The sequence below is a fragment of the Rhodomicrobium udaipurense JA643 genome, from assembly GCF_000636015.1.
Classification (GTDB): Bacteria; Pseudomonadota; Alphaproteobacteria; order Rhizobiales; family Rhodomicrobiaceae; genus Rhodomicrobium; species Rhodomicrobium udaipurense.
Genome location: NZ_JFZJ01000013.1, coordinates 1 through 12,120 on the forward strand (window position 1 = coordinate 1; position 12,120 = coordinate 12,120).

A 12,120-nucleotide genomic window follows, 5' to 3' on the forward strand; every position below is an offset into this window, starting at 1 on the left:
TGCGGCATCTGGAAGAACGCCGTTCAGTTGCTCTTGCGCAGAAGTCAGGATCTCTCCCTTTACCACGTAGTTCGTGATGCGGCTTTCGTCCCACTTTCCGCCATCGCGCTTCACGGTTTCCCGGTTTAGCCCTGCTGCGTTGAAGGTGATCGCGGGTTTCTCCGTTACCATTGCAACGGCTGCGGCCTGGCCGCCGCCTTTCGAATGGCCGGTCGCTCCGGCAAAGCTGTCTCCGAGCGCTCTCTGGAGCTTTTTCCCCAAGTCCATCGAGCGAGTATACTGATCCGTCTCGCTGCCAACGCCCTGCGCGGCGTTGGCAGCCCAATTCCTGCCCGTTTGCGATCCGGGGAACGCCACGACATACTCTCCCGTGTCCTTGTTTCGGAACAACTCGGCCCGGAAGCCAGATGCCGCGTGCTCGAAATCCGTCCGCGACAAGCCTTTCAACCGCGCGTCCTTTGTGAAGTCGGTGACGTGCTCGTAGTTGGCCGGGATGGTATCGCGCAGTCCCGCTGCCGGGTTGCCCGCGCTCTTGAGGTAAGCCGCGTTGCTGAGTTGCGCCCAGTCCTGCATGCGCGTGAACTCCTGCGGCGTCAGCTTCGGATTTTGCGCGAGCATCGAGGCAAGCGCCAACCGTTCGTCGGCGGTCTTCGCTACCGGCGTCCCGTCAGCGCGCTTGAACTGGCTGAGATCTTCGAGACGCGCGGCGTCGTCACCGAAATACTTTCGGAGCGCGGCGGTTCGGGCCTGGCTTTTCTCGGCCGCGATGGTTTGGGCCAATTGCTCCGTGGGCGCCGCCTCAGCGAGACGCGCAGCACGCATTTCGGCTGACGTCAACGCCTTTGAAGCGCCTCCCTGAAGACCGCTCCATCCGGCAAACGCTTCGGGCATGTGCTTCAGGTCGCGCCGGAACTGGCTGGAACTCCCGAAGCCGTTTCTTTCGGCCGCCTGAAGTGCCCCCGTGGTATCGCCGACGTCCGCAACCCCGTCCGCCGCGGAATTGTAAGCTGCCTGCCCCGCGCGTGCCGCCGCGTCAAGAGCAATGCCGCCCGCGCCATAAACGGTGTTGTTGAGGATGTTCAAGGGAAAGGGAGCGTTGTGGACGTTGCGCTCCATGAACTCCGGACTTGGGCCGAGCGGCGTGGAAAAAGCATTTTCAAGATTTTCGCTGATATGAGATCCGATGGTGCCGAGAAGGCTATTCTCGTTTTTGCGAGGCGCTGTTGCGCTCGCTTCGGGACTGGAAACGCCGGTGCTTTTCGAGGTCTGATCGTTATTGTCCCTCGCTTCGGCTGAATGATCGCCGTCACGGCCATCGAGGCCCGGCTGAGAATTTTTTTCACCTCGAACGGACGGTGTCTCGGCTTTGCTGTCTGCGACACGTGCCAGCAAGCTCGCCTGCGGCTGTGCGGCTGGATCGTAGATGAGATTTTGCGGTGTTGCGTCGGCGGCATTCGGCTTCCAGAGTGCGTTCGGCTGAGGAGCATTCGCACTGGCATTGCCCGCGCCCCGTCGCGCCAACTCCTCCTCGAATTGCCTCGGATCGGGAGCCTGTTCCGAAATGCGCGCCGCCGGTTCGATCAGGTTCAGTTCCCGGAGGGGAAGAATGCTGATTGTCATCGCAATGCCTCATTCAAAAATCGGAGAGGCGATACTAGTTAATTGCTCCTGACGAAAACCTGTCCATTTGGAAACGAGTGCGGGGCCACGCTCGCTACCGCAACTGGAAGCCTGCTGTGGCATATCGTGTCCCACGAAATCTAGCCGGATGCTAAGACGAACCGTAAATTGGCGCGGTATGCATTTCCTGCATAATGCAGCCGGTCCGATTTCGGTATACCCAAACACTACCCTAAAATGAGACACTTTTTACGTCTTTATAGGGTTGATTTTTGGCTTTTCGGACGCTAGAAAGGAACGGTCTAGAACCTAATCGGACACTTCCGCCATGATCCGCAAAGCTCCACAGCCTCGAATTTTCGGTTACGCCCGAGTCAGCACGACGGACCAAGACCTCTCAATCCAGCAAGCCGCCCTCGAAGCGGCGGGCTGTCTCAAAATCTTTTCGGAGAAGAAAAGCGGCACGCGCCGCGACGGCCGCACAGAGCTTCAGGTACTTCTCGAATGCGTTCGGGAGGGCGATATCGTCGTCGTGACCCGGATCGATCGCCTCGCACGCTCCGTGAAAGATCTACAGGATATCGTTCTTGAGCTACGCGAGAAGGGCGTCGCCTTGCGCGCTACCGAGCAGCCCATCGATACCTCAACCGCAGCCGGCAAAGCCTTCCTCGACATGCTTGGCGTCTTTGCCGAATTCGAAACCAATCTCCGCCGCGAACGCCAGCTTGAGGGGATCGCCAAGGCCAAGGCCGCCGGCGTGTATACGGGCCGGAAGCCCTCGCTCGACGTGGAGCGCATCAAGGCGCTTCACGCTGCGGGGAAGAAACCCACCGCAATTGCCCGCGAGCTGAAGATGGCGCGCTCATCGGTCTACCGCGTGCTCGACAAACAATCGCCTGTTGCGAGCTAAGCGGGGCTGAACGGGTGAGTGTCGCCGCAAGGGCGACACACTGCCCAGATCATCCAGCCTTGAGAAATCCCGCCGTGCGACTTACGAACGTGGTTAGTGCCCGCGGGTGCTCATCTGCGCTCAACACCTCTCGGCTTCGAGTGAGCGCGAGACTGAAAGAAAGACAAGTGCATGGCAAGCCACTCTGATCTGGCGAATCTGATCTGGCAGATCGCCGACCTCCTGCGCGGGCCCTATCGGCCACCCCAGTATGAGCGCGTTATGCTGCCGCTTGTCGTGCTGCGTCGTTTCGATTGTGTCCTCGCCGATACCAAGGACAAGGTGCTGGCGGAATATGAGCGCCGCAAGGGGGGGAAGCTTGGAGACGATGCATTAGACCGGATTCTGAACAAGGCATCCGGCCATAGATTTCATAATCGGTCGCCACTCGATTTTCAGAAGCTTAAGGGTGATCCCGATAACATTCACAGCCACCTGACAAGCTATATCAACGGCTTTTCCGCGAACGTGCGCCGCATCTTCGATTACTTCGAGTTTGGAAGCGAAATCGAACGGATGAGTGAAGCCAACATCCTCTATCTCGTCATAAAGTCATTCTGCGATGTCGACCTGCATCCGCGCGTTGTTCCGAACGAGCAAATGGGGCTGGTTTTCGAAAACCTGATCCGTCGCTTCAACGAACTGGCGAACGAGACAGCAGGCGATCACTTCACGCCGCGCGAAGTGATCCATCTCATGGTAGATCTGCTTTTCATGGAAGACAACGCGCTGCTTCGCCAACCCGGCACCGTCCGCACTATGCTCGACCCAGCCTGCGGTACCGGCGGGATGTTGGCCCAAGCGCAATCATACATGCGCCGGCACAACGCGGCTGCGAAGCTCTACGTTTACGGCCAAGACTACAACAAGCGTGCCTTCGCCACAGCAGCTTCCGACATGCTCATGAAGGAGGTTGATCACAACGGCGGCGGCGAAAATATCCAGTTTGGGGACACCTTCACCGACGACAAATTCGACGAGAGGACTTTTGACTACCTCATTGCCAACCCACCCTTTGGCGTTGACTGGAAGAAGCAGCAGAAAGAAATCCAGCGCGAGAGCGAAAAAGGTTTTAAAGGCCGTTTCGGCGCAGGTCTTCCCCGCGTCAACGATGGCTCCCTGCTTTTCCTTCAACACATGATCTCGAAATTCGAGGAGGTCAATCCGAAGGCGCAGAAGTATGGATCGCGAGCGGCAATCGTCTTTTCGGGCTCCCCGCTGTTCACTGGTGGGGCAGGCGGCGGCGAGAGCGAAATCCGCAAGTGGATAATCGAGAACGACTGGCTCGAAGCCATCGTCGCCCTGCCGGAGCAAATGTTCTACAACACCGGCATCGGCACCTATATCTGGATCGTCACCAACCGGAAGGCGAAGGAACGGAAGGGCAAAATTCAGCTTGTCGATGCGCGCGACACGTGGATTCCTATGCGCCGGAGTCAGGGCGACAAGCGCCGCAAGATCGGCGAAGGCCCTGCCCTGGAGGTTGGCGACCGCGCCGATGAACCGGACCAGATCGCCGATATCGTCCGGCTCTATGGGCGGTTCGAGGCGAACGAAAAGTCCAAGCTCTTCGATAATGAAGACTTCGGCTACACCCGCGTTACGGTCCAGCGGCCCTTGAGGCTGCGCTACCAGATGAGCGTGAAAGACAAGGCGCGCTTCCTCGATGCTGCGCCGCACCTCCTTGATGATATTCAGGCGATCGACAAGGCGTTTGGCCGCGAGCCGCAGCTTGATTGGAACGCGGTCTGGGGCAACATCGAAAAGTTATTGAAGAAGCGCAGCTCGCGCTGGAAGGCTCCGGAGGAAAAGCTGTTCCGCACGGTCTTCACCGTGAAGGACGAGAAGGGCGCCGCCGTGAAGAAGGGCTCAGGCTTCGAGGCCGATGCCGACCTGCGCGATTTCGAAAACATCCCCCTGAAGGAGGATATCGACGCCTATTTCAAGCGCGAGGTGCTGCCGCATGTGCCGGACTCGTGGATGGACCGCACCAAGGACAAGGTCGGCTACGAGATCAACTTTAACCGCCACTTCTACGCGTTCACGCCGCCGCGCAAGCTGGCCGAGATCGATGCGGACCTGAAGAAGGCGGAAGACGAAATCTTGCGACTGCTGCGGGAGGTGACGGAATGACTGACGCCTCTTGGTCCAAGAATGCCCCGGATGGCTGGAAGTACAAGAAGCTGAAGTATGTGGCGAGTTTTGTCGGCGGCGGCACGCCCGATAAGTCGAAGCCGGAGTTCTGGGATGGCGAAATTCCTTGGGTTTCGCCCAAGGACATGAAGGCTGAGGAGATCCTCGACACAGAGGACCACATCACCACTGAGGGTCTTACGTCCAGCGCCACCAACTTGGTTGAGCCAGGTGCGGCGTTGATCGTCGTTCGGTCAGGCATTCTGCGGCACTCAATTCCCGTGGCAGTGAATCGCGTTCCCGTGGCTCTCAACCAAGACATGCGCGCGATCCTGCCGCACGAGTCCTTGGACGTCAGATTTCTTGCGTCACTAATCCGAGGTTTTCAAACAGAACTACTGAGGCAGTGGAGCAAGGAAGGTGCTACTGTCGAGAGCATCGAGTACGATCTTATGGCGTCCACCAAAGTACCGATACCTCCACGAACCGTTCAGAATGGCATCGTGGCATATCTCGGCCGCGAAACTGCCGACATCGACGCTCTGATCGCCGCCAAGCAGCAGCTGCTCGATCTGTTGGCTGAGAAGCGACGGGCGATCGTCGCCGAGGCAGTCATGCGCGGTCTCGACCCCGCTCGTCAGTTGCGTCCCACCGGCATCGACTGGCTCGGCGACATCCCCGCGCATTGGGAGGTTGAACGGTCGCGCTGGCTGTTCCGTGAAAGAGACGAGAGATCCGAGACCGGCACAGAGGAGATGCTGACCGTTTCACACATCACGGGCGTCACTCCGCGATCAGAGAAGGACGTCAATATGTTCGAGGCCGAAAGCACGGCCGGGTACAAGCTGTGCTTCGCCGGTGATCTCGCCATCAACACCCTTTGGGCCTGGATGGGGGCCATGGGCACGGCCCGTGTCAATGGCATCGTGAGCCCTGCCTACAACGTCTACACCCCCGGCCCAAGGCTGCTGCCCGACTACGTCGATGCACTGGTCCGCATCCCCGTCTTTGCACAGGAGGTGACACGTTACTCCAAGGGCGTCTGGTCCTCGCGGCTGCGGCTTTATCCCGAAGGCTTATTCGAAACCTGGTGGCCCGTCCCGCCGCTCGCTGAACAGCAGCAGATTGTCGAGCACATCGTCGCCGAAACCGCCAAGATTGACCGCCTTCGCGCCGCCACCGAGCATTCCATCACGCTGGCGAAGGAACGCCGAGCCGCGCTGATCGCTGCCGCCGTCACCGGCCAGATCGACATCCCGGAGGCGGCATGAAGATCCGACGGCTCAGCGTAGCCCATCTGCGCGCCTTCGAGCAGGCGCAATTCGAGTTCGACCCGGCCTTCACGCTGCTGGTTGGCGTCAACGGCGTGGGCAAGACCACAGTTCTCGAAACATTGCGCATCTGCCTTTCGCGTCTGCTGCCCAAATTCACCGCCAGCAAGAGCCGCCCAGACACCTTCGTCGTCGATGATATCCAGGTAGGCACCCCGGCGATGACCGTCGATCTCGACCTAACGATCAATGGCGAAGGCCGCCATCTACTGATCCACAAGCAGCGTGAGCAGAACGTGTCGCACAAGTCCGGCGTGGTGCGCGAGCAGACCCTCGCCACGCCCGACCGCGAAACCTTTTCACCCGATTTCGGCAAGGCAGCGAAAGCGCTCAAGACGGCGAAAGCCCAATCTGTCGCGGTCTATTTCGCCACGCGCCGCTCTCTCGTTTCCGACGAGCAGCCGAAATCGGGCAAGGCCAGCGGCGGGCAGGCTGTCGCCTTCGCTGATGCGCTCGTCGCCCGCCCTTTGCGGCTGGCCGAACTCGCCACATGGATGCACGCGCAAGAGGCGCTCTCTCGGGAACTTCTGCGCGCGGGTCTGCATCTGGCCGCCATGCGTGCCGCCGCCCGCCGCTTCCTGCCCGACTGCGAGGGCCTGCGCGCCGAGATGGAGGGCGGCCCACGCCTGCTGATCGAGAAGCACGGCCGCACCCTCGATGTACGCCAGCTTTCGGATGGCGAACGCAGCATGTTGGCCCTCGTGCTCGACCTTGCTCGGCGGCTCTCGCAGGCCAATCCCGGACTCGATGACCCTGTCCGCGATGGCGTAGGCTTGGTGCTGATCGACGAACTTGACATGCACATGCACCCGCTCTGGCAGCGACAGGTCATGTCCCTTCTGACCGGCACATTTCCCAACTGCCAATTCGTCGCCACGACGCACTCGCCGCAGATCATCGGTGAGACGCAGCCGGAACGCATCATCTTGCTGCAAGCGGAGGAAGGGCGGATCGTTCCGAAGCGATGCGGCCAGGCTTACGGGCTCGACACAAACTATATACTCGAACACTTGATGGGTACGCCCTCCCGTCCAGAGCCCACACGGAGAATGATAGCAGCCATCGAGGCCTCTTTGGACGAAGGCGATCTCGACCCGGCGCGCTCCCAATTGGCGGCATTACGAACTCTCATTCGTGGGGACGATCCAACCGTTGCTGGGCTTGAGGCTACCATCAATAACCTTGAGGCGCTTGGCGATGCGTCAGATCAATAAGGGTGCTGAACCGGGCGAGTTGACCCAGTGGAAAGCCCAAAATCGGGCATTGCCGAACTATTGCTACACATCTCTGGCAGCCGCTCATCGCCTTGCAGTTAGAACCGCGCTTGTCACGGAACAGAGGGGCCTTTGCGCCTACACCGGACGGCGGATCGACGTGGAGAATTGCCATATAGAGCACCTTCGTCCGCAAGCGCACTGCGGGATTGGGGAAGATGTCGACTACCGAAACCTTGTCGCCGGAGTGCCAGCTCCCAACACACCACAGTTGCCTTATGGCGCTCACAAAAAGGCCGATTGGCCTGCGGTCGCGGATGAGCATTTGTTCGTATCGCCGCTGTCTGGCGGCTGCGCGGCCCGCTTTTCCTTTCGATTAAACGGGGAAGTCGAAGCCGCCGATTCCGCTGACAATGCCGCCGTCGAGACAATCGCGCGATTGGGGCTGAATGACGAAGCGCTTGTTCAGCTTCGAAAGGCTGCGATCGCAGCAACGCTGCAGATTCGTGGACGAGGCCCAGCCTCAATCGGGATCGCCGATGCGCGCAGGCGACTTCGTGATCTGGAACGGGCGGAACAACAGGCAGGAGCACTCGAACCCTATTCATTTGTACTTGTCCAAGCGCTAGAAAGGCAAATCAGGCGCATTGAGAAGATACGGGAGGCGAGAGGCTAGCTATGAATTACGCCCGGCATTCGGAAGGCGCCTTCGAGACCGTCATTGAAGCGACCCTGCTTGCGAACGGCTACGTTCCCCAGCCCGCGGCAGGGTTCGACCGGGAGCGTGCGATCTTTCCGGAGACGGTGATCGAATTCATCCGCGCCACTCAACCCAAGGAATGGAAGGCGCTGGAAGCGCTGCACGGCGAACAGACGGGTGCACAGATCCTGACCGATCTGACCAAATGGATGGATCGGGAAGGCTCGCTCGCTACCTTGCGCCACGGCTTCAAGTGCTATGGCAAGACTCTGCGCGTGGCATTCTTCAAGGCTGCCCATGCGCTCAATCCAGAGCTTGAGGCGCGCTACGCGGCCACTCGCGTCGGCATCACCCGGCAGCTGCATTTCTCGAAGACGTCCGAAAAATCGTTGGACGTCGCGCTCAGCATCAACGGCATTCCGGTCGCTTCGGTCGAACTCAAGAACCCGATGACGGGGCAAACAATCGAGAACGCCTTGCGTCAGTACCGAAACGATCGTGACCCACGCGAGCCGATCTTCGAGTTCAAGCGGCGTATGCTGGTCCACTTCGCGGCCGACACCGACACCGTGTTCATGACAACGCGGTTGGCGGGACAGGCCACGCACTTCCTGCCCTTCAACAAGGGCAATAATGGTGGCGCGGGCAATGCGCCCGATCCGAAGGGACGCAGCTATCGCACGGCCTATCTTTGGGAAGAGGTATTGCAGCGGGACAGCCTGCTCGACCTGCTCGCGCGTTTCATCCACCTGCAGATTGAGGAAAAGCGCGACGACCAGGGCCGGAAGGTCAAGAAGGAAACCATGATCTTTCCTCGCTATCATCAGCTTGAAGCGGTTCGCTCGCTGGTCGATCAGGCGCAGCGCGAGGGCGTGGGCAACAACTATCTTATCGAGCATTCAGCCGGCAGCGGCAAGAGCAACACCATCGGCTGGCTCACGCACCGATTGGCGTCTCTGCATGACGACAAAAATGCACGAGTGTTCGACAGCGTAATCGTGATTACGGATCGCGTGGTGCTGGACAAGCAGTTGCAGGACACGATCTACCAGTTCGAGCACAAGCATGGTGTCGTGCAGAAGATCGACGAGAGTTCGCGCCAGCTTGCCGAAGCGCTCGAAAGCGCTGTGCCAATCATCATCACCACCTTACAGAAGTTCCCCTTCGTCTCACGCCAGCTCGCCAAGATGGCGGAAGAGCGCGGGGAAGCCGACGGTGGCACACTGAAGTCTCGCCACTGCGCCGTGATCATTGACGAGGCGCACAGCTCGCAAGGTGGCGAAACAGCGACCGATCTCAAGGAGGTTCTGGGCGGCCAGGGTCTTCGCGAGGAAGCCGCGAAATACATGGCGGAGAACGACGAAGAGGATGTCGAAGAGCTCTACCGCTCAATGGCGAAGCGCGGAAGACAGGCGAATTTGAGCTTCTTCGCCTTCACCGCGACGCCGAAGCACAAAACCTTCAAGGTGTTCGGACGGGGTGACAAGCCCGCACATCGCTACACGATGCGGCAGGCGATCGAGGAAGGTTTCATCCTCGATGTGCTAAAGCACTACACGACATATGCCACCTATTTCCGGCTCTTGAAGGCGAGCGAGGACGATCCGAACGTCGAGCGGAAGAAGGCGGCACGCGCGCTGGCGCGGTTCCTCAAGCTGCATCCGCACAATATTGCCCAGAAGACCGAGGTGATGATCGAGCATTTCCACGCTGCGACCCAGCACAAGATCGGGGGCCGGGCCAAGGCTATGGTGATCACGGGCTCGCGCCTCGAAGCAGTCCGCTACAAGCAGAGCTTCGACCGCTACATCAAGGAGAAAGGCTATGCCATCAAGTCGCTGGTCGCTTTCTCGGGCGTCGTTACGGACGACAAGCTGAAGGAAGTCACCTACACCGAGGAAGGCATGAATCTCGGCGTCCGCGAAAAGGAACTGCCGGAGGTCTTCGCCACCCAGGAATATCAGGTGCTGCTCGTCGCAGAGAAGTACCAGACGGGCTTCGACCAGCCCTTGTTGCACACGATGTATGTCGATCGGCGGCTTGCCGGCATCCAAGCAGTGCAGACGCTATCCCGCCTGAACCGTATCCATCCGCTGAAGGAGGACACCTTCGTCCTCGATTTCGTCAACGAACGCGATGAAATCCGCGAGGCGTTCAAGACCTATTTCGAAGGCGCGGAGGTCGGCGAGGACGTCGACCCTGCCCGAATGTATGAGATCAAGAGCGAACTCGACGCCGACGGAATATATGTCGTCGCGGACGTTGAACGCTTCAGCACCGTCTACTTTAAGCCGCGCCAGCGCCAGAGCCCGAACGATCATCAATTGATGAATGCGGCGCTTGATCCGTGTGTGGCCTGTTTCAAAGAGCTTCAGCAGGAAAACCCCGACGAGGCAGAGCTGTGGCGCGGCAAGCTGATGGCCTTTTGCAGCCTGTATGGCTTCCTCAGCCAGATCATTCCCTATCAGGACACGGACCTCGAACGCCTCTATGTGTTCCTGCGCCACCTCGCGACCAAGCTTCCAAAGCGCGGCGCCGGGCCGTCCTACCAGTTCGATGACGAGGTGCGGCTCGAATACTACCGCTTGCAGAAGATCAGCGAAGGCTCGATCAGCCTGAGCGATGGCCAGGCTAACCGGCTCGATGGCCCGTCCGAGGTCGGAACCGGCGTACTCCACGAGGAGGCTGTTCCGCTATCCCGCCTCATCGACGTCGTGAACGATCGTTTCGGTACAGACTTCAATCAGGCGGATCAACTCTTCTTCGACCAAATCGTCGAGGCCGCCATTTTAGACTCTGCATTGAAGCAAGCGGCAGCTGTCAACCCTGGCGACAAGTTTGAGCTTGTATTCAAGAACCTGCTTGAAGCTCTGTTTGTTGAACGCATGGACCAGAACGAAGAAATATTCGCCAAGTTCATGAACGACAAATCCTTCATGAACTTTTTGACCAGCCGCTTATCATATGAAGTATACAGGAGGCTCCGCCAGCTACCATCCTCTGCAGGCATCAACCAAGAGCTTCCAAAATAAGTAATTTTATTCAACCGGATAGGCATCATCCCTGCCGGCCTGAATCTTTATGACATCGAATGGCGTAGAACGATCAATTTTTTCAAACAACTTTGATATGATCCGAACACCGGGCAAGAAAAAAGCCCGCTGGAAGGCGGGCATCTTCATCTCCTCGGTCAGATCGACTACGCCGCCGCTTTCAGCGGCTCCTCCTCGACTTCGTTCTCTGGCTGGAACGCGTCTGATCCCGACGCCTTATATGCTACTCGCTCGACGATAGAAGCGAGCGCATCAACGCGCGCCTTCATGCTCTCGACCAGAAAGCCGAATTTTGCGCCTGGGCCGTTTCGATAGGCAGGGAGGTCGTCGAAGAAGCCCGCCGCTTGCATATGCTCGCGCTCCAGATCGACCAAAAATTGGGCGAGTCCACGTAACTGGGTTAACTCGTTTTCGAGTGCCGTTATGTCCTTCATGTTCGTTCTCCATGTTGGGCCGCAGCCCGGTTGAAAAGGATAGAGTGGGATGCTGCGGGACGGACGCGACCACAGCGCCCGCCCCGCCCCCGCTACCGCTCGTCCGGGTATGCGGACCCGGACGCACGGCATCCCTCAAAGGCGCACCTGCTTGCGTCGACCCTCTCGGTCATGCCCTGCCGCCAATCGGGGTAGCCGCTGACAGGCGTGTCAGATATTCCGCCTCCGCTTCAAGGGCCTCGATTACGGCGCCAATGCGCTCCGCCCCATCATCGTCGCCGCCGCGCCGCAGAATTTCGCCAACGGCTTCGGCCAAGGCGCGCGCCTGTCGGACGAAACCGCGCGCAGCTTCCAACTCTGGCCGCGTGAAAATCACGATTGGCGCTCCGCCTTCTCGGCAGCCGCAAGGCGCGCTTCAATTTCGCGCTCAACATCCTGCGCTCGAAAGAGTAGCGTTTTGATGCGCGCCGTGACCGCAATGTCCCCGCCGCTTTCCGCGACATTCACGGCGTCTTCCGCAAATGTCCGGATGCGCAAGAGGAGCATCGCCACTGTCTTGAGTTCAGGTATTGAAAGCGACACGGAAAAGGCCTTTTCCCATTGATCCCTTAGATCGAACGCGCGTAAATTCTACGCGAGGCCCATAGATCACGCAACAATTTTACGTAAAAACGAGAAAAAATACG

At 59.1% G+C, this 12,120-nt stretch carries 10 protein-coding genes; 6 read left to right on the forward strand and 4 right to left on the reverse strand.

All coding sequences use genetic code 11. The features are described from left to right. The coding region (locus T281_RS17395) for a Tle-like phospholipase domain-containing protein (RefSeq protein WP_155955075.1) at positions 1-1,620 on the reverse strand (1,620 nt) is incomplete at its 3' end. Between the two features lie 328 nt (positions 1,621-1,948). Between T281_RS17395 and T281_RS03685 the strand changes: the two genes are divergently transcribed. The 6 genes from T281_RS03685 to T281_RS03710 all read left to right on the forward strand — a co-directional run bounded on the left by T281_RS03685 (position 1,949) and on the right by T281_RS03710 (position 10,979). Then, positions 1,949-2,530 (forward strand): recombinase family protein, encoded by a 582-nt coding sequence (locus tag T281_RS03685; protein ID WP_037234402.1) that lies wholly within the window; start codon positions 1,949-1,951, stop codon positions 2,528-2,530. Positions 2,531-2,701: 171 nt separating this feature from the next. After that, the gene (locus tag T281_RS03690) at positions 2,702-4,702 is read left to right on the forward strand and encodes a type I restriction-modification system subunit M (protein ID WP_037234405.1); all 2,001 of its coding nucleotides are present in this window, start codon (positions 2,702-2,704) and stop codon (positions 4,700-4,702) included. Continuing rightward, positions 4,699-5,973 carry a restriction endonuclease subunit S gene (locus T281_RS03695; protein WP_037234408.1) on the forward strand — a complete coding sequence of 425 codons (1,275 nt, stop codon included), beginning with the start codon at positions 4,699-4,701 and terminating at the stop codon, positions 5,971-5,973. The genes T281_RS03690 and T281_RS03695 overlap by 4 nt, the downstream gene beginning before the upstream one ends. Continuing rightward, positions 5,970-7,247: an AAA family ATPase gene (locus T281_RS03700; RefSeq protein ID WP_037234411.1), complete on the forward strand. Its 1,278-nt coding sequence runs from the start codon at positions 5,970-5,972 to the stop codon at positions 7,245-7,247. Before T281_RS03695 ends, T281_RS03700 begins: the two co-directional genes overlap by 4 nt. Continuing rightward, positions 7,231-7,923: a retron system putative HNH endonuclease gene (locus T281_RS03705; RefSeq protein ID WP_037234414.1), complete on the forward strand. Its 693-nt coding sequence runs from the start codon at positions 7,231-7,233 to the stop codon at positions 7,921-7,923. The genes T281_RS03700 and T281_RS03705 overlap by 17 nt, the downstream gene beginning before the upstream one ends. A gap of 2 nt (positions 7,924-7,925) precedes the next feature. Next, complete coding sequence (locus T281_RS03710; protein ID WP_037234416.1) at positions 7,926-10,979, forward strand: type I restriction endonuclease subunit R; 3,054 nt, start codon at positions 7,926-7,928, stop codon at positions 10,977-10,979. A gap of 167 nt (positions 10,980-11,146) precedes the next feature. Here T281_RS03710 and T281_RS03715 read toward each other — a convergent pair whose 3' ends face one another. From T281_RS03715 to T281_RS18140, 3 genes are all read right to left on the reverse strand, one after another. Continuing rightward, positions 11,147-11,434, reverse strand: coding sequence for a hypothetical protein (locus T281_RS03715; RefSeq protein ID WP_037234419.1), 288 nt, complete (start codon positions 11,432-11,434; stop codon positions 11,147-11,149). Between the two features lie 169 nt (positions 11,435-11,603). Then, a complete protein-coding gene (locus tag T281_RS03720; RefSeq protein ID WP_155955077.1) occupies positions 11,604-11,810 on the reverse strand; it encodes a hypothetical protein in 207 nt (68 codons plus the stop codon). Then, on the reverse strand, positions 11,807-12,016 hold the full coding sequence (locus T281_RS18140; RefSeq protein ID WP_081796575.1) for a histidine kinase: 210 nt from the start codon (positions 12,014-12,016) through the stop codon (positions 11,807-11,809). The genes T281_RS03720 and T281_RS18140 overlap by 4 nt, the downstream gene beginning before the upstream one ends. Positions 12,017-12,120: the final 104 nt, after the last annotated feature.

Bases quoted from the DNA above. Each gene is read 5' to 3' on its own strand.
- T281_RS03705 (WP_037234414.1), top strand. From the start codon at position 7,231: ATGCGTCAGATCAATAAGGGTGCTGAACCGGGCGAGTTGACCCAGTGG.
- T281_RS03695 (WP_037234408.1), top strand. From the start codon at position 4,699: ATGACTGACGCCTCTTGGTCCAAGAATGCCCCGGATGGCTGGAAGTAC.
- T281_RS03710 (WP_037234416.1), top strand. From the start codon at position 7,926: ATGAATTACGCCCGGCATTCGGAAGGCGCCTTCGAGACCGTCATTGAA.
- T281_RS03715 (WP_037234419.1), bottom strand. From the start codon at position 11,434: ATGAAGGACATAACGGCACTCGAAAACGAGTTAACCCAGTTACGTGGA.
- T281_RS03700 (WP_037234411.1), top strand. From the start codon at position 5,970: ATGAAGATCCGACGGCTCAGCGTAGCCCATCTGCGCGCCTTCGAGCAG.
- T281_RS03690 (WP_037234405.1), top strand. From the start codon at position 2,702: ATGGCAAGCCACTCTGATCTGGCGAATCTGATCTGGCAGATCGCCGAC.
- T281_RS03685 (WP_037234402.1), top strand. From the start codon at position 1,949: ATGATCCGCAAAGCTCCACAGCCTCGAATTTTCGGTTACGCCCGAGTC.